This is a genomic window from Streptomyces sp. 12E (genome assembly GCF_055633275.1).
This window is the reverse complement of the sequence record NZ_JBVNCJ010000001.1, coordinates 1,630,001-1,650,029: the sequence shown is the minus strand read 5'-3', so window position 1 is coordinate 1,650,029 and position 20,029 is coordinate 1,630,001. Positions and strand designations below refer to the sequence as shown.

20 protein-coding genes and 3 pseudogenes are annotated in these 20,029 nt (G+C 70.9%); 14 read left to right on the top strand and 9 right to left on the bottom strand.

The genetic code is table 11. The features are described 5' to 3' along the window. The first annotated feature begins 149 nt into the window (after positions 1 to 149). The 3 genes from ACZ8ZB_RS07780 (at position 150) to ACZ8ZB_RS07770 (ending at position 1,213) form a co-directional block, all read left to right on the top strand. On the top strand, positions 150 to 266 hold the full coding sequence (locus ACZ8ZB_RS07780; RefSeq protein WP_470190857.1) for an SGM_5486 family transporter-associated protein: 117 nt from the start codon (positions 150 to 152) through the stop codon (positions 264 to 266). 155 nt (positions 267 to 421) lie between these two features. Next, on the top strand, positions 422 to 628 hold the full coding sequence (locus tag ACZ8ZB_RS07775) for a hypothetical protein (protein ID WP_470736953.1): 207 nt from the start codon (positions 422 to 424) through the stop codon (positions 626 to 628). A 66-nt stretch (positions 629 to 694) separates the two neighbouring features. Beyond that, positions 695 to 1,213, top strand: a complete 519-nt coding sequence (locus ACZ8ZB_RS07770; RefSeq protein WP_470736952.1) for a SixA phosphatase family protein — start codon at positions 695 to 697, stop codon at positions 1,211 to 1,213. A gap of 78 nt (positions 1,214 to 1,291) precedes the next feature. Here ACZ8ZB_RS07770 and serB read toward each other — a convergent pair whose 3' ends face one another. Together serB and ACZ8ZB_RS07760 are read right to left on the bottom strand one after the other, a co-directional pair. Beyond that, positions 1,292 to 2,500 (bottom strand): phosphoserine phosphatase SerB, encoded by a 1,209-nt coding sequence (serB, locus tag ACZ8ZB_RS07765; protein WP_470736951.1) that lies wholly within the window; start codon positions 2,498 to 2,500, stop codon positions 1,292 to 1,294. Positions 2,501 to 3,034: 534 nt separating this feature from the next. Continuing rightward, a pseudogene (locus ACZ8ZB_RS07760) lies at positions 3,035 to 3,309 on the bottom strand (streptophobe family protein); the annotation flags it as partial. Between the two features lie 304 nt (positions 3,310 to 3,613). Between ACZ8ZB_RS07760 and ACZ8ZB_RS07755 the strand changes: the two are divergent. Then, positions 3,614 to 6,148, top strand: coding sequence for an ABC transporter ATP-binding protein/permease (locus ACZ8ZB_RS07755; RefSeq protein ID WP_470736950.1), 2,535 nt, complete (start codon positions 3,614 to 3,616; stop codon positions 6,146 to 6,148). 90 nt (positions 6,149 to 6,238) lie between these two features. Here the strand turns inward: ACZ8ZB_RS07755 and ACZ8ZB_RS07750 are convergent, their stop codons facing one another. The 3 genes from ACZ8ZB_RS07750 to ACZ8ZB_RS07740 form a co-directional block, all read right to left on the bottom strand. Then, positions 6,239 to 6,973 carry a transglycosylase SLT domain-containing protein gene (locus tag ACZ8ZB_RS07750; protein ID WP_470736949.1) on the bottom strand — a complete coding sequence of 245 codons (735 nt, stop codon included), beginning with the start codon at positions 6,971 to 6,973 and terminating at the stop codon, positions 6,239 to 6,241. 329 nt (positions 6,974 to 7,302) lie between these two features. Beyond that, positions 7,303 to 8,397: an S-adenosylmethionine:tRNA ribosyltransferase-isomerase gene (locus ACZ8ZB_RS07745; protein ID WP_470736948.1), complete on the bottom strand. Its 1,095-nt coding sequence runs from the start codon at positions 8,395 to 8,397 to the stop codon at positions 7,303 to 7,305. After that, positions 8,394 to 9,092 (bottom strand): SDR family NAD(P)-dependent oxidoreductase, encoded by a 699-nt coding sequence (locus ACZ8ZB_RS07740; RefSeq protein WP_470736947.1) that lies wholly within the window; start codon positions 9,090 to 9,092, stop codon positions 8,394 to 8,396. Before ACZ8ZB_RS07740 ends, ACZ8ZB_RS07745 begins: the two co-directional genes overlap by 4 nt. A 247-nt stretch (positions 9,093 to 9,339) precedes the next feature. Here ACZ8ZB_RS07740 and ACZ8ZB_RS07735 point away from each other — a divergent pair, with 247 nt between their 5' ends. The 3 genes from ACZ8ZB_RS07735 (at position 9,340) to ACZ8ZB_RS07725 (ending at position 11,523) form a co-directional block, all read left to right on the top strand. Next, positions 9,340 to 10,485, top strand: coding sequence for a GAF domain-containing sensor histidine kinase (locus ACZ8ZB_RS07735; protein WP_470736946.1), 1,146 nt, complete (start codon positions 9,340 to 9,342; stop codon positions 10,483 to 10,485). Next, the gene (locus ACZ8ZB_RS07730) at positions 10,478 to 11,119 is read left to right on the top strand and encodes a response regulator (RefSeq protein ID WP_470736945.1); all 642 of its coding nucleotides are present in this window, start codon (positions 10,478 to 10,480) and stop codon (positions 11,117 to 11,119) included. Before ACZ8ZB_RS07735 ends, ACZ8ZB_RS07730 begins: the two co-directional genes overlap by 8 nt. A 158-nt stretch (positions 11,120 to 11,277) precedes the next feature. Next, positions 11,278 to 11,523: a chaplin gene (locus ACZ8ZB_RS07725; protein ID WP_470736944.1), complete on the top strand. Its 246-nt coding sequence runs from the start codon at positions 11,278 to 11,280 to the stop codon at positions 11,521 to 11,523. Between the two features lie 266 nt (positions 11,524 to 11,789). On the opposite strand, the gene ACZ8ZB_RS07720 is transcribed toward ACZ8ZB_RS07725, so the two are convergent. Then, entirely contained in the window at positions 11,790 to 12,578 is a 789-nt protein-coding gene (locus ACZ8ZB_RS07720; RefSeq protein ID WP_470736943.1) for a hypothetical protein, read from the bottom strand. A 161-nt stretch (positions 12,579 to 12,739) separates the two neighbouring features. Here ACZ8ZB_RS07720 and ACZ8ZB_RS07715 point away from each other — a divergent pair, with 161 nt between their 5' ends. From ACZ8ZB_RS07715 to ACZ8ZB_RS07705, 3 genes are all read left to right on the top strand, one after another. Next, complete coding sequence (locus tag ACZ8ZB_RS07715) at positions 12,740 to 13,537, top strand: ABC transporter ATP-binding protein (protein ID WP_470736942.1); 798 nt, start codon at positions 12,740 to 12,742, stop codon at positions 13,535 to 13,537. Positions 13,538 to 13,630: 93 nt separating this feature from the next. Then, positions 13,631 to 14,062, top strand: coding sequence for an NfeD family protein (locus ACZ8ZB_RS07710; protein WP_470736941.1), 432 nt, complete (start codon positions 13,631 to 13,633; stop codon positions 14,060 to 14,062). Positions 14,063 to 14,210: 148 nt separating this feature from the next. Next, positions 14,211 to 15,158, top strand: coding sequence for an SPFH domain-containing protein (locus ACZ8ZB_RS07705; RefSeq protein ID WP_030834003.1), 948 nt, complete (start codon positions 14,211 to 14,213; stop codon positions 15,156 to 15,158). Positions 15,159 to 15,244: 86 nt separating this feature from the next. On the opposite strand, the gene ACZ8ZB_RS07700 is transcribed toward ACZ8ZB_RS07705, so the two are convergent. The 3 genes from ACZ8ZB_RS07700 to ACZ8ZB_RS07690 all read right to left on the bottom strand — a co-directional run bounded on the left by ACZ8ZB_RS07700 (position 15,245) and on the right by ACZ8ZB_RS07690 (position 17,325). Beyond that, complete coding sequence (locus tag ACZ8ZB_RS07700) at positions 15,245 to 15,751, bottom strand: HNH endonuclease (RefSeq protein WP_031019974.1); 507 nt, start codon at positions 15,749 to 15,751, stop codon at positions 15,245 to 15,247. 209 nt (positions 15,752 to 15,960) lie between these two features. After that, a complete protein-coding gene (locus ACZ8ZB_RS07695; RefSeq protein ID WP_470736940.1) occupies positions 15,961 to 16,500 on the bottom strand; it encodes a YbhB/YbcL family Raf kinase inhibitor-like protein in 540 nt (179 codons plus the stop codon). A 42-nt stretch (positions 16,501 to 16,542) separates the two neighbouring features. Beyond that, the gene (locus ACZ8ZB_RS07690; protein ID WP_470736939.1) at positions 16,543 to 17,325 is read right to left on the bottom strand and encodes a sporulation protein; all 783 of its coding nucleotides are present in this window, start codon (positions 17,323 to 17,325) and stop codon (positions 16,543 to 16,545) included. A 188-nt stretch (positions 17,326 to 17,513) separates the two neighbouring features. Between ACZ8ZB_RS07690 and ACZ8ZB_RS07685 the strand changes: the two are divergent. The 4 genes and pseudogenes from ACZ8ZB_RS07685 to ACZ8ZB_RS07670 form a co-directional block, all read left to right on the top strand. Further along, positions 17,514 to 17,747 (top strand): annotated as a pseudogene (locus tag ACZ8ZB_RS07685) (DNA-3-methyladenine glycosylase); the annotation flags it as partial. Positions 17,748 to 17,767: 20 nt separating this feature from the next. Then, positions 17,768 to 18,379, top strand: coding sequence for a DNA-3-methyladenine glycosylase (locus ACZ8ZB_RS07680; protein ID WP_470736938.1), 612 nt, complete (start codon positions 17,768 to 17,770; stop codon positions 18,377 to 18,379). 273 nt (positions 18,380 to 18,652) lie between these two features. Beyond that, the gene (locus ACZ8ZB_RS07675; RefSeq protein WP_470736937.1) at positions 18,653 to 19,108 is read left to right on the top strand and encodes a DUF6228 family protein; all 456 of its coding nucleotides are present in this window, start codon (positions 18,653 to 18,655) and stop codon (positions 19,106 to 19,108) included. Positions 19,109 to 19,115: 7 nt separating this feature from the next. Further along, positions 19,116 to 19,501: pseudogene (locus tag ACZ8ZB_RS07670) on the top strand (DNA-3-methyladenine glycosylase); the annotation flags it as partial. Positions 19,502 to 20,029 lie beyond the last annotated feature (528 nt).

Sequence of the window (20,029 nt, the reverse complement as noted above, 5' to 3'; positions counted from 1 at the left end):
GTCGCTCCGGAGGGCGCGGCCGTCGGGCTCCGCGTGCCCGGCCGGCACCCGCCTGCCCGGCGGGCGGACGTCCCTCCCGGCCGTCGGGCCACCCGCGCCACGCGCCCCCCGAAGCCCGCCGCGGGCGAACGAGGTGCGAGACTTGCCGTATGCCAGTCCTCGACCCGAATCCGCAGAACGGCCAGAAGAAGATGCTGCTCGTCTTCGGCGCGTTCTTCGCCATCTTCATCGTCATCGGTGTGATCGCGACCCTCCTCGCTCCGTGACGGCCCAGGGTGGTGCTGGCCCCCCTGTCCCCTAGGGGGCCAGGCTCAGGGTCAAGTGGGTGGGTCACCGGATGGGTTGGGCCTTCGGGAGTCCGTACCTTCGAGATGCGGCCGCGAACGGCGGATCACGCACCCTACGAAGAGCGGAGGCTCCCATGTCGGCGCGCACGCACACCCGGCCCCACCCGGCCTCCCGGGGCGGCGTCGACACCCGGCTGCCGTGGTGGGCCCTGGCCCTGCCCACCCTCGCCTTCGTCGCCCTGCTCAGCTTGGTCCTCAACCCCTCCGACGCCCACACGGCCGCCGGTGAGCCCGCGCTCACCCACCTCGTCGAGCGCGCGCAGCAGCTGATAGCCCGCTGAACATCTCCGGGAAGCGCCGGTCAACTCCCTGCGCCCCATGGCCTGTTTCATGCGAAGCTGGATCACATGAGCGTCGCAGAACCTCGCAGGATCGTCCTTTTCCGGCATGCGAAAGCCGACTGGCCTCCGGTCCCCGACCACGAGCGCCCACTCGCCGAGCGGGGCCGCATGGATGCCGCCGTCGCCGGACGCAAGCTCGCCGACACCGGCATCGCCTTCGATCTGGCCCTGTGCTCCACAGCGGTCCGGACCCGCGAGACCTGGAAGCTCGCGGTCCACGAGTTCCCGGAGCGACCGAAGACCGTCTACGAGGAGCGGATCTACGACGCCTCCCCCGGCGAGCTGATCGCCCTGCTCAACGAAACCCCCGACGACGCGCAGAACGTCCTCCTGGTCGGTCACAACCCGGGCGTCCAGGCGCTCGCCGACATCCTGGCCGGCGCGGCGGAGGGCGACGCCCGCGAGCGCATGAGCCGGCGCGGCTACCCGGCCGCCGCCTTCGCCGTCCTGTCCTTCACCGGCTCCTGGAAGTCCCTCGAGCCCGGCGTCGGCACGCTGGTCGACTACTGGGCGCCCACCGAGTGACACCCGGCACGGCAGGGGCCCGGCGCCGACCTCCGCCGGTACCGGGCCCGCCCCTTCCCGCGCCCCGGTCCGGGCGGCTCAGCCCACGTCGAGCGTGTCCGCCGCCTCGACCTCTTCACGGGTGACGCCGAGCAGGTACAGGACCGTGTCCAGGAAGGGGAAGTTCACCGCCGTGTGCGCGGCCTCGCGCACCACCGGCTTGGCGTTGAAGGCGACACCGAGCCCCGCCGCGTTCAGCATGTCGAGATCGTTCGCACCGTCACCGATCGCCACCGTCTGCGACAGCGGCACCCCCGCCTCGGCGGCGAACCGGCGCAGCAGCCGAGCCTTGCCCGCCCGGTCCACGATCTCGCCGGTGACCTTGCCCGTCAGCTTCCCGTCGACGATCTCCAGGGTGTTGGCCTGGGCGAAGTCCAGCCCCAGCCGCTCCCTCAGATCATCCGTGACCTGGGTGAACCCACCCGACACCACACCCACTTGGTAGCCGAGGCGCTTCAGCGTGCGGATCAGCGTGCGGGCGCCGGGCGTCAGCCGCACCTCGCTGCGGACCTTGTCCACCACGGAGGCGTCCAGCCCCTCCAGCAGCGCCACGCGCGCGTGCAGCGACTGCTCGAAGTCCAGCTCCCCGCGCATCGCGGCCGCCGTCACCTCGGCGACCTCGTCCTCGCAGTCGGCGTGCGCGGCGAAGAGCTCGATCACCTCGTCCTGGATGAGCGTGGAGTCCACGTCCATGACGACCAGGCGCTGCGCCCGCCGGTACAGTCCCGCCCCGACCACGGCCACGTCCACCCCGAGCCGTGCCGCGTCGGTCACCAGCGCGGTGCGCAGCGGTTCCGTCTCCACGCCGGACACCGCGAACTCCACGGCCGTCACCGGATACTTGGCGAGCCGGAAGATGCGGTCGATGTTGCCGCCGGCCCGGGTGATCCGCGAGGTGATCGCCGCCGTCGCCTCCGCCGTGAGGGGGTGGCCCAGCACGGTGACCAGGGAGCGGCCGAGTCCGCGCGGACGGTTGTCGCCCATGCCGGAGATGATCTCCGCCTGCATCTTCACCGACTCCGCCCAGCTGTGGACGGTCGCCCGCAGATCCCCTTCCAGCCCCTCGGGCGGCTCGGTCACGAGCGCGCAGAGCACGATGCGGCCGCGGGTGACGACCTGCTCGATGTCGACCACGTCGACCGAGTAGGCGGCGAGGGTGTCGAAGAGGCCGGCCGTGATGCCCGGCCGGTCCCTGCCGAAGATCTTGACAAGGAGGGTGGGAACGTCGGTGGTCTGCGATGCGCTCATGGTGTTCCCACCGTATCCGGCGCCCGGCGCCCAGCGCCTCCGAGGTCCGCCAGCCGGACAACGAACACCGCCCGTCACCGGGGTGTACCGGAGCTTACGCGCCGTCCGGCCTCCGTGGCGGCGGAGGGGGCGGGGGCGGTGGTGGCGGCGGCTCGTCCGGCCACAACGGCGACCGGTCCCGGCCCCGCGGTCCGGGCCCCCGTCGGGGCGGCTTCACCGGCCCGGTCACCGTGGGCGCCCCGTGGACGTCGCCGTGCCCCTCGCGGACTTTGGACGCGGGCGGGTCGCCGGCACCCCGTGCACCGCCCGGCGACGGTGCCGCGTCCTCCGGCTGCCGGGATCCCCGGGAAGCCCACGTCTCCCGTTCCACCCGCAGGTACGGATTGGTGTCCGGGTCCGGGGGCCGGTAAGGGGTCCCCGGCGCATACGGCCCGGCGGTCGTCACCCCGCCCGGGCCCTCGGCGGCCGGCGCCGGCCGCCACCCCTCGGCCACCCTCGTGCCACCCCGTGCCGGCGTCGCCGCCCGCACCCCCGCACCCCCGCCGCCCCGCTCGCCCGGGCCAGCAGCGCGCCCACCAGACTCACGCCCAGCGGCGTGACCTCCAGGGCCGTGTCCGCCACCGCGCCCGACAGCCCGAAGGCGGACACGTCACCGGAGGGGGTGACCGAACCGCCCGCCCCAGGGCCACCACCGCGGCGGTCATCGGGCCCAGCGGCCCGGCCGCGTCGGCGTCCAGCAGACGCAGCCCGAGCGCCGCCGTCCCCGCCATCCCGATCAGCGCCCAGCTCACCGCGGCGACCGCGGACATCACCACGTCGGCCCAGGGCACGCGTCCGTCCCGTTCCGCGGTGCGGACGTTCGTGGCAGTGCTCACGGCAGATCCCCGACCCGCGACGCGGCGTGACGGCCGCACTTGTCCCCCTCGCGTGGTTTACCACTCTCCGGGCCGATTTCAACCCGGCCGACGAAAGCCCGTGAACATCTTGGTGCGCGCTCGTGACAAGGTCGACTTTCGGTCAGCGGGCCGAGCCTGAAATAGTTCCCCCGATGTTCGACATCCCTAGACTCCCTGCGATGGGGGAAATTCGGGGGACAACTCAGTGGGGCATGGAGTGCCGGAACTCGTACTGGAATCAAACGGACGGACCTGGACGCTCGATCCGTCCAGGTCTTACACCCTCGGACGTGATCCGCAGGGTGACGTCGTGCTGGACGACGCCAGGGTCTCCTGGCGTCACGCCACGATCAGCTTCAACGGGCGCGGTTGGGTCATCGAGGACCACGGCAGCACCAACGGCACGTTCGCGCAGGGGCAGCGGATCCACCATCTGGAGCTCGGCTCCGGCACGGTGCTGAACCTGGGCAACGCCACCGACGGCCCGCGCGTGACGCTGTCCGGTGCGGGAGCGGGCGCCGCGGCCCCGGCCGCCGCGCCGCAGGCCCAGCCGCAGCAGCCGTACGCGGCCCAGGGCGCGAACGCCGGCTGGGCCCAGCAGGCGCCGCCGCAGCAGCAGCCGCCCGCCCAGCAGCCCGGTTGGCAGCAGCCGCCCGCGCAGCAGCCCGCGCCGCACATCCCGCAGCAGCAGGGCGCCCCCGGCGGCGGTGCGGGGGCGCCGCCGGTCCACGGCGACCGCAGCCCCACCACGTTCCACCAGTTCTCCCTCGGCCGCGTGATGCGCATCGGCCGTGCCCTGGAGAACGACCTGGTCGTCTCCGACCTCCAGGTCTCCCGCAACCACGCCGAGTTCCACTCGACGCCCGACGGCCGCATGGAGATCCGCGACCTCGGCTCGCACAACGGCACGTACGTCAACGGTCAGCCGATCGCCAAGGGCGGCTCGCAACTGCTCGGCCCCACCGACGTCGTGGGCGTCGGTCACTCGACGTTCCGGATCGTCGGCGACCGGCTCGAGGAGTTCGTCGACACCGGTGAGGTGTCCTTCTCCGCCCGCCACCTGACGGTCACCGTCGACGGCGGCAAGCAGATCCTCAAGGACGTCTCCTTCGGCGTCCCGGAGAAGTCGCTGATCGCGGTCATCGGCCCGTCCGGCTCCGGCAAGTCCACGCTTCTCAAGGCCCTCACCGGCTACCGCCCCGCCAACCAGGGCGAGGTTCTCTACGACAACCGGAACCTCTACAAGCAGTTCGCCGAACTGCGCCAGCGCATCGGTCTGGTCCCGCAGGACGACATCCTGCACAAGGAGCTGACCGTCAAGAAGGCCCTCAAGTACGCGGCCAAGCTCCGCTTCCCCGCCGACACCACGGCCGCCGAGCGCCAGTCCCGCATCGACGAGGTGCTGCGCGAGCTCAAGCTGGACATCCACAAGGACAAGAAGGTCACGTCCCTGTCCGGCGGCCAGCGCAAGCGCGTCTCCGTCGCCCTGGAGCTGCTCACCAAGCCATCGCTGATCTTCCTGGACGAGCCCACCTCCGGCCTCGACCCGGGCATGGACCGCGACGTCATGCAGCTGCTGCGCGGCCTCGCCGACGACGGCCGCACGGTCCTCGTCGTCACGCACTCGGTGGCCGAGCTGGCGATCTGCGACAAGCTCCTGGTGATGGCGCCCGGCGGCTCCGTCGCCTACTTCGGCCCGCCCGAGGAGGCGCTGAACTTCTTCGGCTACGACACCTGGGCCGACGTCTTCTCCGCCTTCGAGAGCTACCGCGACTACGACTGGGCGGGCCGCTGGAAGGGCTCGCAGCACTACCAGATGTACGCCGCGGACATCGACGCCGTCGCGCCGCAGTCCGTGCAGGTGCCGCCGATGCAGGCGATGCGGCCGCCGAAGCCGCAGGGCTGGATGTCGCAGTTCGTGACCCTGGTGCGCCGCTACGTCTCGGTGATCGTCTCCGACAAGGGCTTCCTCGCCCTGATGGTGGTCCTGCCGGCCGTCCTCGGCGCGGTCAGCCTGCTCATCGACGCGGACAAGGGCCTGCTGCCCAACCCGCCCAACGCGGCGGGCCGGGTCATCCCGAACGGCACGGCGACCACGGTCCTGCTGATACTCGCGGTGGGCGCCTGTTTCGCGGGCGCGGCGAACTCCGTGCGTGAGCTGATCAAGGAACGGGTCATCTACGAGCGGGAGCGCGCCACCGGCCTGTCCCGCTCGGCGTACCTGATGTCCAAGGTGTTCGTGCTCGGCATGATCACCGTGCTGCAGGGCCTGCTGGTCGGTGTGATCGGCTTCTCCAGCCGGGAGATCCCGGAGGAGGGCCTGGTCTTCGGCGGCTTCACGCTGCTGGAGCTCTCCGTGCCGATCATGGCGCTCGGCTTCACCTCGATGATGTTCGGCCTGATCATCTCCTCGTTGGTGAAGACCGCGGAGAAGACCATGCCGCTGCTGGTGATGTTCGCGATCATCCAGGTCGTCTTCACCGGCTGTCTGTTCACCCTGCACGGCTCGATCGGCGTCAACCAGTTCTCGTTCCTGATGCCGTCGCGCTGGGCGGTCGCCGCCTCGGGCGCCACGCTGGACTTCAACAGGATCAGCCCGCCGGAGACGGCCGGCGACACCGACCCGCTGTGGGAGCACATGGTCGGGGCCTGGGTGATGGACATGTCCGCGCTGATCGTCCTCGGCGTGATCTGCGGCTTCTTCGTGGCCCGCTTCCTGCGCCGTCACGAGCCCGAGGTCATGCGCAAGTAATCCGCGCCGTACGGCCCCGAAGGGCGGCACCCCGTCAGGAGGGTGCCGCCCTTCGGCGTCTGTGTCCGCGAGAAGAGGTCCGCGCCGACCTCAGTACGCGCTGTCGACGTTGTCCATGGTGCCGTACTTGTCGGCCGCGTAGTTGCAGGCGGCGGTGATGTTGGCGACCGGGTCGTAGATGTTCTTCGGGGTGCCCGGGACGTGGTAGGCCTCGAACGTCGGCGGGATCACCTGCAGCAGACCCTTGGAAGGGATGCCGTTCCGGGCGTTGACGTCCCAGAGGTTGATCGCCTTCGGATTGCCCGAGGACTCCCGCATGACGTTGCGGTGGATGCCCTCGTAGGAGCCCGGGATGCCGTGCTTCTTCATGATGGCCAGGGACTCACGGATCCAGCCGTCCAGGGTGTTGCCGTAGCTCTTGCGCGGGGCGTCCTTCTTCACCTCGACGCGGTCGGCGGCCTCCTCGGCCTTGCGCGCCTCCTCGGCCTTGGCCTTCGCGACGGCGGCGGCCTCCTTCTCGGCGGCCTCCTTCTCGGCGGCGGCCTCGGCGGCGGCCTCCTTCTTCGCCGCGATCCGCTCGACCTTGAGGCTGGAGACGGCGAGCTGGTCGGTGACGTCGGCCTTAACGCCCTCGATCGGCGCGGTGCTGTACACCACCTTCGCGGTCGGGGCGGCGACCTCGGTCGTCGTGGTCGTGGACGCGTTGCTCGGGACGGCCGAGAAACCGATCGCGGCGGCGCCGAGGGCCGCGACGCCGGCGGCGGCGATCTTGTGGTGACGGGTCAGCGCACGACTATGACCACGGGTGAGGATGTTCTTGGACATGCGGGACGGACCTCTTCGAATAGCGCGGAGGTCGCTCAACGTCCGGTGCTTCCAGCACGAACGCCGCGGGGAGATACCCACGGCGCTGAGCGACGCAGCCATTCTTAGCGGCCGCAAAATAACTGGGCAAAGGTGTGACGTACGAAGACGGATAGTGGCCAGGGAGGGGTTAAATGGGGCAGAGGGGACTATTTATGCCGCTCAGATGGGCGTTATGCCCCTCCTATACCTCTTCGTACGTGACGTGCGCCCTATGTCCGGCCTCACACCGGCTACCTTCACCCCTCACCGAAAGTTGCTGAAGCGACTCTCTGTGTGAGGTGGTTCGGTCACTCCGGCAGGAGCAGGTGCACATCGCCGAACTCGTGCCACAGGTAGCGCTCGCGCAGCGCCTCCTCGTACCCCCGGTCGATCGCCGCCCGCCCCGCGACCGCCTCCAGCATCAGCAGGTGCGAGGCCTCCGGCTCGTGCAGCCCGGTCAGCAGCCCGTCCACCACCCGCACCCCGCGCTCGGGGGTCACCACCAGGTCGGTCCACCCCGCGCGGGCCCGCACCACACCGTCCGCACCGGCCGCCGACTCCACCGCCCGTACGGCCGTCGTCCCCACCGCGATCACCCGGCCGCCCCCCGCCCGCACCGCCCCGATCACCCGCGCCGACGCCTCCGGCACCACGAACCGCTCCGGATACGGCGGCTCGTGCGCCTCAGCCGACGCCACCCCGGTGTGCAGCGTGATCGGGGCGAACTGCACCCCCCGGCTCACCAGCTCGACCACCGTCCGCGCGGTGAACGGACGCCCCGCGCTCGGCATCTCCGCACTCCCCGCACCGTCCGGCGTCGGCAGCGCGAACACCGTCTGGTACGCCGACAACGGCTGGTCCCGCTCCGTGTACGCGTACCGGATGGCCCGTCCGTGCTCCCGCAGCATCCCGAGCACGTCCCCCGTCACACGCGCCCACCACAGCCGCTCACCCCGCGCACCCAGCGGCTCCTCCAGCACCAGCCGCGCACCCCCGGTCAGCCGTACCTCCGTACCCGCGGGCGCGCCCGCCCGTCTCCCGCCACCACCCTTCCGAGGAGCGCTCCGCGCCCTGTCCCCGTGGCGCGCACGCGTGGTGCCGCGCCCGTCGGGATCCCGCAGCTCGACCGCCCAGCGGCCGTCGTCACCGCGCGTGGAGAAGTGCACCACCACGCGCGTGTGCCCGATCCACCCCCCGACGGCCGCCGCCAGCGTCGGTGACGTGTTCACCACCAGCAGATCCCCGGCCCGCAGCAGCCGCGGCAGCTCCGCGAAGGCGTGGTGCGACACCGCCGTGCCCCGCGAGACCAGCAGCCGCACCGAGTCCCGGTCCAGCCCCGGCCCCCGCTGCTCCACCGGCACCCGCGCGGACAACTCCTCCGGCACCTCCACGACCACGGTCATCGCCTCTCCTCCAGCAGCGCCGGAGCGCCGTGGCGACCGCTCGCCGGCCGCTCGTCCAGCAGCCGCAGGAAGGCGGGCGTCACACCGGCCGGCTCCGGCCGCGGACCGTCGTCGTCCGGTACGGCCGCCGCGTACAGGTCCGTCGCCATGTCGCCGGGATCGACCGCCCACACCCGCAGCCCCGGCTCCTCCACCGCCAGCACCGCCGCCAGCTGGTCCAGGGCCGCCTTGGACGCCCCGTACCCGCCCCACGTCGGATACGCCTCCACCGCGGCGTCCGAACTGACCACCAGCACCGTCCCGGCCGTCGCGGCCCGCAGCAGCGGCAGCGCCTCCTGCACCAGGCCCAGCGCCGCCACCAGGTTCACCTCCAGCGCCCGCCGCAGCCCCTCCAGTGGCAGCTCCTCCAGCCGGACGAGCGGCTCGGCGCCCAGCGCGCTCGCGTTGTGCACCAGCAGATCCACCCCGCCCAGCCGCCCGGCCGCCGCCACCAGTTCCGCGCGGTGCGCGGCGTCCGTGACGTCCCCGGGCAGCGCCGTCACGCGCGTGCCGTGCGCCGCCACCGGCCCGGCGGCCTCCGCCAGGCGCACCGGATCCCGCGCGTCGAGCACCAGATCCCAGCCGCGCGCCGCCAGCGCCCGGGCGAGCGCCTCCCCGAGCCCTTTCGAAGCCCCCGTGATGACCGCAACCGGCATGGCAGCCTTCCCCTCGTCGTCCGACGCCGCTCGATCGGCGTGCCCTCAACGTAGGGACCGGCCCGCCGCCACCGCCTCGGGCCCGGGACGCAGCGCCCCGGGTCCCTTCGCCCTACGCCACCGACCTCGGTCCTGCGGTCCTGCTCCCCGACCGGGGCGGCGGGACCTGCGGCCTAGGTCCTGCGACCCGCCCGAAGGGCGACACACGTCCGATCCCGCTGTCACGGCCCGCCGGTACCGTGAGGGCATGAGCCACGGCCCCCGGTCCGGCCTCGCCGCGGTGAGTTCCGCGTTGCTGGCCATGAGCAGGCACCTCGAGGTGCGCGACGTCCTCAAGACGATCGTCGCCTCGGCCCGCGAACTCCTCGACGCGCAGTACGCCGCGCTCGGCGTGCCCGACGACCACGGCGGCTTCGCCCAGTTCGTGGTCGACGGCGTCAGCGACGACCAGTGGAAGGCCATCGGCCCCCTCCCGCGCCGGCACGGCGTCCTCGCCGCGATGCTCGACGAGGCCGCCCCGCAGCGCCTCGCCGACGTGCGCCGCGACCCCCGGTTCGAGGGCTGGCCCAGCGCCCACCCCGACCTGGTCGACTTCCTGGGCCTGCCCATCCGCGACGGGGACGAGGTCATCGGCGCCCTCTTCCTCGCCAACAAGAACTGCCCCAAACCCGAGGGCGCCTGCGGCTTCACCGCCGACGACGAGGAACTGCTCGGCATCCTCGCCCAGCACGCCGCGATCGCCCTCACCAACGCCCGGCTCTACGAACGCAGCCGTGAACTGACCATCGCCGAGGAACGCTCCCGCCTCGCCCACGAACTCCACGACGCCGTCAGCCAGAAACTCTTCTCCCTGCGGCTCACCGCCCAGGCCGCCGCCCGCCTCGTGGACCGCGACCCCGCCCGCGCCAAGGGAGAGCTCCAGCAGGTCGCCGCCCTGGCCGCCGAGGCCGCCGACGAACTGCGCGCGGCGGTCGTCGAACTGCGCCCCGCGGCGCTCGACGAGGACGGCCTCGTCGCCACGCTGCGCACGCAGATCCAGGTCCTCGACCGCGCCCACACCGCGCGCGTGACCTTCACCGGACACGGCGTACGCGCCCTCCCGGCCGCCCAGGAGGAGGCGGTGCTGCGCGTCGCCCAGGAGGCGCTGCACAACGCCCTGCGGCACTCCGGCGGCGACCACGTCGACGTCACCCTGGACCGCAGGGGCGCCGGGGCGGTCCTGCGGGTCAGCGACGACGGCGGTGGCTTCGACCCGCGGACCGTCCGCCGCGAGGGCCGCCATCTGGGCCTGGTCTCCATGCGGGACCGGGCGAGCGGGGTCGGCGGCAGGCTGACCGTGGAATCGGCGCCCGGCAAGGGCACCACGATCGAGATGGAGGTCCCCGGTGGCTGACGCAATCAAGGTGCTGCTGGTCGACGATCACCAGGTGGTACGCCGGGGCCTGCGTACCTTCCTCGAGGTGCAGGACGACATCGAGGTCGTCGGCGAGGCCGCGGACGGCGCCGGGGGAGTCGCCCTGGCGGAGGAGCTGGGGCCCGACGTCATCCTCATGGACGTCAAGATGCCCGGCATGGACGGCGTGGACGCGCTGCGCCGGCTCCGTGAACTGGACCACCCCGCGCGCGTGCTGATCGTCACCAGCTTCACCGAGCAGCGCACGGTCGTCCCCGCCCTCCGCGCGGGCGCCGCCGGTTATGTGTACAAGGACATCGACCCCGACGCGCTCGCCGGAGCCATCCGCTCCGTGCACGCCGGGCACGTCCTGCTCCAGGCGGAGGTGGCCGGAGCGCTGCTGTCCCAGGAGGAGACCGGCTCGGGGCCGGGACGCGCCGGCTCCCTCACCGAACGGGAGCGCGAAGTGCTCGGGCTCATAGCGGACGGCCGCGCCAACCGGGAGATCGCCCGCGCCCTGGTGCTCTCCGAGAAGACCGTGAAGACCCACGTCTCGAACATCCTGATGAAACTCGACCTGGCGGACCGCACCCAGGCCGCTCTGTGGGCCGTACGTCACGGCCTGAGCGGCTGACCCGGGACGCCGCACGCCCTGCGGAAGGTTCCCGTCCGATCCGAGATTCATACCGTAGTGGGAATGTCCCTCGGATGGCCGTATCCCTCGTCGGTGTCCGCCGTTCTCCAGTGCGTACCGCGGCGCCTGCCGCGGTCACCGCAAGGAGGGCTCGGAAAGTGAAGAACCTGAAGAAGGCAGCGGCCGTGACGATGGTGGCCGGCGGTCTGCTCGCGGCCGGCACGGGAATGGCCTCCGCCACCGACGGCAGCCACGCCGACGGCAAGGCCGTGGGCTCCCCGGGCGTCGTCTCCGGCAACGTCGTCCAGGTACCGGTCGACGTCCCGGTCAACGTGTCCGGCAACAGCGTCAACGTGATCGGCCTCCTGAACCCGGCCTTCGGCAACACCGCCGTCAACCACTGACGCCACCCGCCGAGCCCCGGCCGCCCGGCCCCCACTCGGGCGCCCGGGGCTCAGCACTGCCGGCAGTACCTCCGCCCCCGCGGGCAGTCGTGCCTCCCCCAGCGCCTTGAAGGCCTGGGAGGCACCCCCAGGGCGGTGGGGGTACCTCCCGCTCGAGCGCAGCCGAGAGTGGGAGAGGCACCCCGCAGGCGCCGGGCTGTGCGATCCACCCCCGGCCGGCACCGACGCCGGCCGCTCCGCACACGCCGACACCGGGCGAACAGACCTCACCCCATCCCCCGCTCCTCCACAACGGAGTTGTACGCAGCCACCTGCGCTCGCCGAGCCGTTCGCTCCACGGGCCGCAACGCAGCAGCCCGCCCCGCCATCTCCGACGCACTCACCGCACCCCCGTGCCCCCCGCCCTCCGCCAGCGACACCAACGCCCCCACCCGCTGAGCCAGCTCCAGCACCCGCACCGCCCGAGGCGGATACCCCGGCGCCAAGACCTCCCGCCCCCGCGAAGCCAGGGCCCGCGCCCGGTACGCGTCGATCGCCGCCTCCGCCACCGGCCCCGACCCGGCCACGTCCAGCCGCGTCAGCACCTCGGTGGCCTCCCGCAGCGCCTCCGCCAGCTCCCGTTCCGCCTCACCGAGGGACGGCACGTCCGCCGGCGGCGCCTCCCGCACCGGCAGGCAGTGCCACACCACCTCCACGTGCACATCACCCGAGGGCCCGGCCTCGTGCACCTCCGGCACCAGCCCCAGCGCGGCCCCGTGGCACACCACCGCCTCCTCCGCCTCCAGCGCCCGCGCATTGAACTCCGGCGGCCCGCTCAGCCCCAGCGGATGCCCCGGCGCCGGCAGCGCCACCCGCAGCCCGAACGCCCCGAGCGCCCGCAGCCGCCCCAGCGCCAGCGTGAGCCCCACGGGAGCCGACTCGCCCGGCACCCCCTCCACCCGGTGCACCGCGTCCTCCCCGACGATCGCGAGCACGGCGTCGTCCGGTGGGACAAGTCCGGCGAGGAGGGCGTTTCCCCAAGCGGCGAGGCGTCCAGAGCGAGGTTCCGAGAGCATGCGTACACCCTAGACAGAGCCCGAGAACCGGACCGGAGGAATGTCCGGGTCGGCCAGTGGCGTAGATTTCATGAAGGGCTGTGCCCACGGGCGCGGCGGACCGACCACAGGCGTACGCGACAGCCGAGACCGGCCACACTGCAAGGGGAGACAACGCGCTCATGAGCGATGTTCTGGAGCTTCAGGACGTATCCGTGGTCCGTGAGGACCGGGCTCTGGTGGACCAGGTCTCCTGGTCGGTCAAGGAGGGCGAGCGCTGGGTCATCCTCGGCCCCAACGGCGCCGGCAAGACCACCCTCCTCAACATCGCGTCCAGCTACCTCTACCCCAGCACGGGCACCGTCAGCATCCTCGGCGAGACCCTCGGCACCCCCGGCACCGACGTCTTCGAACTGCGCCCCCGCATCGGCATGGCCGGCATCGCCATGGCCGACAAGCTTCCCAAGCGCCAGACGGTCCTGCAGACCGTGCTCACCGCCGCCTACGGCATGACCGCCGGCTGGCAGGAGCAGTACGAGGACATCGACGAGCAGCGCGCCCGCGCCTTCCTCGACCGCCTCGGCATGTCCGAGTACCTGGACCGCAGGTTCGGCACACTCTCCGAGGGCGAGCGCAAGCGCACCCTCATCGCCCGCGCCCTGATGACCGACCCCGAACTGCTGCTCCTCGACGAGCCCGCAGCCGGACTCGACCTCGGCGGCCGCGAGGACCTCGTACGCCGCCTCGGCCGGCTCGCCCGCGACCCGATCGCCCCCTCCATGATCATGGTCACGCACCATGTCGAGGAGATCGCACCGGGCTTCACCCACGTCCTGATGATCCGTCAGGGCAAGATCCTCGCCGCCGGACCGCTGGAGCTCGAACTCACCTCCCGCAACCTCTCCCTCTGCTTCGGCCTCCCCCTCGTCGTGGAACAGGTCGGCGACCGCTTCACCGCCCAGGGCCTCCCGATGTCCTGACCCCTCCCGCAGCCCAAGACCCGGAGCCGCACGGCGCGTTCAAACCGATCGGCGCCCTGTCGGCGACCGGGTGCGCGGTCCTACCATGACCACGTGGAAATCGACGCATGGCTGTGGTGGCTGATCGGCGCGGCGGCACTCGGCATCGGGCTCGTGATCACCGCGATGCCCGAACTCGGCATGCTCGCGGTGGGCGCCGTCGCCGCGGCAGTGGTATCCGGCATCTTCGGCGGCGGCGCCGTCGCCCAGGTCGCGGTCTTCGCCGTCGTCTCGACCGCCCTCATCGCCGTCGTACGCCCCATCGCGAACAGACACCGGGCCCAGCGGCCCCAACTCGCCACCGGTGTGGACGCCCTGAAAGGGAGACAGGCCGTCGTGCTGGAACGCGTCGACGGCTCCGGCGGCCGGATCAAGCTGGCCGGCGAGGTCTGGTCGGCACGTGCACTCGACACCGGCCACACCTATGAGGTGGGCCAGGAGGTGGACGTGGTGGACATCGAGGGGGCCACAGCCGTCATCATGTGAACCCCCGCGACACAACTAGGGCGAACAACACCCCAGTTGCACCGATGGTCTGTCAGACTCGACCAGCAAGATCTTCAACCGCAGGATCTTCCACAGGCACAATGTCTGCCGTAGGCGCCGAGGCGAAGAAGGGTTCGGGGAACCGACGATGCAACCGATCATCATCGTCCTGATCATCCTGGTGGTGTTGGTCTTCATCGCCCTGATCAAGACGATCCAAGTCATCCCACAAGCCAGCGCCGCCATCGTCGAGCGCTTCGGCCGTTACACGCGGACGCTCAACGCGGGCCTCAACATCGTCGTCCCGTTCATCGACACCATCCGCAACCGCATCGACCTGCGCGAGCAGGTCGTGCCGTTCCCCCCGCAGCCGGTCATCACCCAGGACAACCTGGTCGTCAACATCGACACCGTCATCTACTACCAGGTGACCGACGCCCGCGCCGCCACCTACGAGGTCGCCAGTTACATCCAGGCCATCGAGCAGCTCACCGTCACCACACTGCGCAACATCATCGGCGGTATGGACCTCGAGCGCACCCTGACCTCCCGCGAGGAGATCAACGCGGCCCTGCGCGGCGTCCTCGACGAGGCCACCGGCAAGTGGGGCATCCGCGTCAACCGCGTCGAGCTCAAGGCCATCGAACCCCCCACCTCCATCCAGGACTCGATGGAGAAGCAGATGCGCGCCGACCGCGACAAGCGCGCCGCGATCCTCCAGGCCGAGGGTGTCCGCCAGTCCGAGATCCTGCGCGCCGAGGGCGAGAAGCAGTCCCAGATCCTGCGCGCCGAGGGCGAGGCCAAGGCAGCGGCCCTGCGCGCCGAGGGCGAGGCCCAGGCCGTCCGTACGGTCTTCGAGGCCATCCACGCCGGCGACCCCGACCAGAAGCTCCTCTCCTACCAGTACCTCCAGATGCTCCCCAAGATCGCCGAGGGCGACGCCAACAAGCTCTGGATCGTCCCCAGCGAAATCGGCGACGCCCTCAAGGGCCTCTCCGGCGCGATGGGCAACTTCGGCGCGATGGGCGGCGGCAACGGCGCCCCGGCACCCAACGTCCCCGCCCAGGAACGCCGCGAGAAGCCGTCGATCGACTGAAACCCCCTGGGGGCGCGGGGAACCGCGCGGCAAACCACACCACATCCGCAGCCGGGCAGCGGGCCCACGCCCCTACGGCGAAACCCTCACGCCGCATCCAGCGTCAACCACTCGGGCAACGCCTCGAAGTCCTCGGCGCCCAGCGCCAGCAGCATCGCATCGGCCGGCGTCGGCTCGAAGGGCCGCCGCAACAGCGGCATCCCCGCCTGCTCGGGCGTCCGGTTCGCCTTCCGGTGATTGTCCTCCGCACAGGACGCCACCGTGTTCAGCCACGTGTCCTGTCCACCGTGCGACCGCGGCACCACGTGGTCCACGGTCGTCGCCCGCCGCCCGCAGTACGCGCACCGGTGCCGGTCCCGCACCAGGACGCCCCGCCTCGACCACGGCGCTCGTCTTCGGAACGGCACCCTCACGTACTGGCAGAGCCTGATCACCCGGGGCGCCGGTATGTCGACCGCGGCTCCACGCATCCGGAGCTCGGGGTGGGCCTGCTCGACGACGGCCTTGTCCTGAAGCACCAGAACGACGGCTCGGTTCAGCGTCACCGTCGACAACGGCTCGAAGCTCGCGTTCAGCACCAGCGTGTCCCGCATACCAGCCCACCTCCCGTGTGCACCGGCCCACCCCTCGGCGGGCTGGGATCAACTCTGGCCGGGCACGCCGGGATGGACAACGCAATATCCGCTGCTCCTGCGGGAGGCGACTCCCGCGTCCCCCGGCGACAAAAATGCCCGCCCCTGATCAATTCCATGACCAGGGGCGGGCAAACGTTCCATGAACGCTCGGGACCGCTCGGACCGCCTCAGGACTGCGCGGGCACCTCGTACTCACCGATCAGCTGCGCGCGCGCCAGCGTGTGGAACCGCAGATTGAAGCCCACCGCGGCGGGAGACGCGTCCGAGTCCGGACCGAGCTTCTCCTGATCCACGGCGTACACCGTGAACACGTACCGGTGCGGTCCGTCCCCGGGCGGCGGCGCGGCGCCGCCGAAGTCCTTGCTGCCGTAGTCGTTGCGCGCGTGGACCGCGCCCTCGGGCAGCCCTTCGAACGTGCTGCTCCCCGCACCGGCCGGCAGCTCGGTCACCGTGGCAGGGATGTCGAACAGCACCCAGTGCCAGAACCCGCTGCCCGTCGGGGCATCGGGGTCGTAGCAGGTCACGGCGAAACTCCTGGTCTCCGGCGGGAACCCCTCCCACCGCAGATGCGGCGAGGTGTTGCCGGCCGCGTGGACCTGAGCCTCCCTGAGCGTCGCCCCCTCCTGCACGTCCTCGCTCGACACCATGAACGACGGCACGGGCGGATGGAAGTCGTGGGGGAGCGGCCGCCGCTTGAGCTCGGTCACCTCGGTACCTCCTGATCGGTTGCGTTCAGTCGCGGACCGAGCCTAGAACCAGTTGCGCTTGCTGCCGACCTCCGACAGCCACTGGTTGAGGTACGCCGCCCAATCGGTGCCCTGGTAGTCGTTCAGTCCCACCTTGAAGGAGCGGAAGGTGTCGCTGCCCTCGCTGAACAGACCCGGCTTCTTGTCCATCTCCAGCACGACGTCCATGGCCTGCTCGTCGGCCACGAAGCTCAGCTCGACCTGGTGCAGCCCCCGGTACTGCTGCGGCGGGAGGAACTCGATCTCCTGGTAGAACGGCAGCTTCTGCCGGGTGCCCCGGATGTGGCCGCGCTCCATGTCCGCGCTCTTGAAGCGGAAGCCCAGCTGGATGAACGCGTCCAGGATCGCCTTCTGCGCCGGCAGCGGGTGCACGTTGACCGGGTCCAGATCACTGGAGTCCACGGCCCGCGCGATCGCCAACTCGGTGCTCACCCCGATGTTCATCCCGCGCAGCGGCTGCCCGTCGATCATCGTGATCGGCGTCTCCCACGGGATCTCCAGACCGAACTGGACAGCGTGCACGGCACCCGCCTGGAGCTCGAAGGCACCGCCCAGCGACGACTTCGTGAACTCGATGTCCTGCTTGTACTCCTGGTCGCCGCTCTCCACCTCGACCTTGGCCTGCAGCCCGACCGACAGACCCTCGATCTGCTGGTTCACGGACCCGCCCTGGATCCGCACCTCGCCCTGGACGACCCCGCCCGGAACCACGTTGACCTCGTGCAGCACCGTCTCCACCGAGGCCCCGCCGGCACCCAGACTCGCCAGCAGCTTCTTGAACGCCATGTCTCTCCCTCTCCAGGCGACCCCCGTGGGCCACACCTGATCCGTCGTCCTGCGTCGAGCCGTACGTATGGACCCTTGATCTCTAACAACGCGATCCGGCCGTGACCGGTTCCGCGTCCCCACCCTGGCGACCGCGGAGCCCGCCGACCACCCCGTGACACCGTCCGTATCCAGTACCCTCGGACGGCATGATCGCGACCCCCGACCGTACGCCCCTGCCCAGAGAGTTCTTCGACCGCCCCGTCTCCGAGGTCGCCCCCGACCTCCTCGGCCGGATCCTGGTCCGCAGTACCCCGGACGGTCCGATCGCCCTCCGCCTCACCGAGGCCGAGGCCTACGACGGCCCGAACGACCCCGGTTCCCACGCCTGCCGCGGTCGCACCGCCCGCAATGACGTGATGTCCGGCGAGCCCGGCCACGTACGCATGTCAAGGCAGTCAGCATGAACGCTGATCTCCTCGCCCATCCTGCCGAAGAGGTCGCCCCCAAGCTGCTCGGGAGCGTCCTCACCTGCAAGACCCCCGAGGGAACCGTGAGCATCGCCATCACGGAGACCGAGGCGTACTCCGGTGCGGCTGACCCGGCTTCCCATGCCTACCGAGGCCAGACACCCCGTAACGCCGTCATGTTCGGACCCGCAGGACACCTTTATGTCTACCGGTCCCACGGTCTCCACTGGTGCGCCAACGTCGTCACCGGGACGGACGGCATCGCCTCGGCTGTCCTCCTCCGGGCAGGCAGGGTCATCGAGGGGGAAGACCTGGCACGCAAGCGGCGAGGTGAGAAGGTCGAGAGTCCACGCCTTGCCCGAGGTCCCGGGAACTTCTGCCAGGCACTCGGCATCACGGCGGAGCACAACGGCGCAGACCTCCTGACAGGTACCTCGGTCGTGCTGTCCGAGGGGGAGCCTGCACCTGCCGCGCTCATCCGGGTCGGTCCTCGGGTGGGCGTGAGCAAGGCCCACGACTGGCAACACCGGTTCTACCTCGCCGGTGATCCGACGGTCTCGGCGTACCGGCTGAGCCCCAGAGCCAAACCGTCCGCCGGAGCCTGAGCCGCTGTGCGCCTTGTCCACGGCTCGCCGGTGAGTCGGCGCGGAAAGTTGGGCCAGGCGGCGGGTGATCGCCCGCGAGCATGGCGTGTGACGCGTTCCTCGCCGTTCCGGTGACCGCTGACGTGCGCCGAACCGGGCCGGATGGGTGATGACGCGTCTCGCTGAAGGTGACCCGGTCTCGGTCCCCCGAACCACCGCTGCCTCCGGTTGCTCAACCTGGTCAGCGTCGAACCCGGATGACGATCAAGGCAGCACTGACCTAGCGTTCCGCGCATGACATCCCCAGACGGCCACCACGACGACAAGCCCGGCGTGACCATCCGCTGCCAGGACACCTCCTCTGTGGGCGTGACGTTCCGCGACCGGTTCAGCTCCGACGCGGACTCCGTGCGTTATGCCGTCGAGCTACGGGCCCCGGGCCTTACTGCTCGCGTCAACGAGGTCGTCGCCTGGATCCGGGACAGCGATCTCACCACGTTTCTGGAAGACCTCGCTGCCGACTACCGGGGATGGGACGGCGAACGGAGCTGGCAGACCAACGACCGAGACCTGACGGTGTCGGCCGTCTTCCGATCCGGCGGCCACGTCGGGCTGACCTGGGCCGTGCGGCCGTGGCCACAGGCCGCCGGCGTCTGGGACGCCTCGGTGACCACCTGGCTGGAGGCCGGCGAGCAGATGGCTACCCTGGCGGCCGACGTCCGGAACTTCCTCACCGGGAAGCAGCCGTGACATCCGCATGTGGTTCTGCATGAACCTCGTATGCGGCCCCGAGGGCCGCACGAGTGCGGTGCTCCTCCGCGCCGGCGAAATCATCGAGGGCTCCGAGCCGGCCCGCACCCGTCGGCTCTCGGCCCGCGACGACAAGGAACTCGCCAAAGGCCCGGCCCGCCTGGCCACCGTCCTCGGCGACGACCGCGCACTCAACGACACGGACGCCTGCGCCGCCGACGGCACCCCGCTACGGATCCTCGCCGGGACCCCGTGCCCTCCGCGCAGGTCAGCAACGGCCCGCGTACCGGAGTCTCCGGCGAGGGAGCCGTCCACCCCTGGCACTACCGGGTCACCGACGACCCGACGGCGAGTCCCTACCGGGCTCACGTGCCGCGGCGCCGCCGAAGTTGACTCGACCCTGGAGTGTGCGTAATGTAGTCCGAGCCGCTTGAACCGGGTACGGCGATCGCCTGCAGCCGGAAGCGGACAACCCACTACCTACGATCATCCCCCAGCGGGGTTGAATTCGTCATGTTCGCGTGTCTGAATTCCATGCCGCGGAGCCCGATTATGAATCGAGCGGGGGAATCGGCTAACGTAGTGAATGTCGAAAGGCCGACAGGTGAAAGCCGAAGGCTCGACGACAAAACCCGCCGACCGGGAATCAGGCCGAAAGGATCTGATAGAGTCGGAACCGCCGGAAAGGGAAACGCGGAAGCGGGACCCCGGAAAGCACCGAGGAAATCGGGTCGGAAAGATCTGATAGAGTCGGAAACGCAAGACCGAAGGGAAGCGCCCGGAGGAAAGCCCGAGAGGGTGAGTACGAAGGAAGCGTCCGTTCCTTGAGAACTCAACAGCGTGCCAAAAGTCAACGCCAGATATGTTGATACCCCGACCCGGTCGGTTCGATCGGGTTGAGGTTCCTTTGAAGAAACACAC

Bases quoted from the DNA above. Each gene is read 5' to 3' on its own strand.
- ACZ8ZB_RS07740 (WP_470736947.1), bottom strand. From the start codon at position 9,092: ATGCCGGTTGCGGTCATCACGGGGGCTTCGAAAGGGCTCGGGGAGGCG.
- ACZ8ZB_RS07675 (WP_470736937.1), top strand. From the start codon at position 18,653: ATGACATCCCCAGACGGCCACCACGACGACAAGCCCGGCGTGACCATC.
- ACZ8ZB_RS07705 (WP_030834003.1), top strand. From the start codon at position 14,211: ATGCAACCGATCATCATCGTCCTGATCATCCTGGTGGTGTTGGTCTTC.
- ACZ8ZB_RS07780 (WP_470190857.1), top strand. From the start codon at position 150: ATGCCAGTCCTCGACCCGAATCCGCAGAACGGCCAGAAGAAGATGCTG.
- ACZ8ZB_RS07720 (WP_470736943.1), bottom strand. From the start codon at position 12,578: ATGCTCTCGGAACCTCGCTCTGGACGCCTCGCCGCTTGGGGAAACGCC.
- ACZ8ZB_RS07750 (WP_470736949.1), bottom strand. From the start codon at position 6,973: ATGTCCAAGAACATCCTCACCCGTGGTCATAGTCGTGCGCTGACCCGT.
- serB (WP_470736951.1), bottom strand. From the start codon at position 2,500: ATGAGCGCATCGCAGACCACCGACGTTCCCACCCTCCTTGTCAAGATC.
- ACZ8ZB_RS07700 (WP_031019974.1), bottom strand. From the start codon at position 15,751: ATGCGGGACACGCTGGTGCTGAACGCGAGCTTCGAGCCGTTGTCGACG.
- ACZ8ZB_RS07715 (WP_470736942.1), top strand. From the start codon at position 12,740: ATGAGCGATGTTCTGGAGCTTCAGGACGTATCCGTGGTCCGTGAGGAC.
- ACZ8ZB_RS07735 (WP_470736946.1), top strand. From the start codon at position 9,340: ATGAGCCACGGCCCCCGGTCCGGCCTCGCCGCGGTGAGTTCCGCGTTG.
- ACZ8ZB_RS07770 (WP_470736952.1), top strand. From the start codon at position 695: ATGAGCGTCGCAGAACCTCGCAGGATCGTCCTTTTCCGGCATGCGAAA.
- ACZ8ZB_RS07745 (WP_470736948.1), bottom strand. From the start codon at position 8,397: ATGACCGTGGTCGTGGAGGTGCCGGAGGAGTTGTCCGCGCGGGTGCCG.
- ACZ8ZB_RS07690 (WP_470736939.1), bottom strand. From the start codon at position 17,325: ATGGCGTTCAAGAAGCTGCTGGCGAGTCTGGGTGCCGGCGGGGCCTCG.
- ACZ8ZB_RS07680 (WP_470736938.1), top strand. From the start codon at position 17,768: ATGAACGCTGATCTCCTCGCCCATCCTGCCGAAGAGGTCGCCCCCAAG.
- ACZ8ZB_RS07775 (WP_470736953.1), top strand. From the start codon at position 422: ATGTCGGCGCGCACGCACACCCGGCCCCACCCGGCCTCCCGGGGCGGC.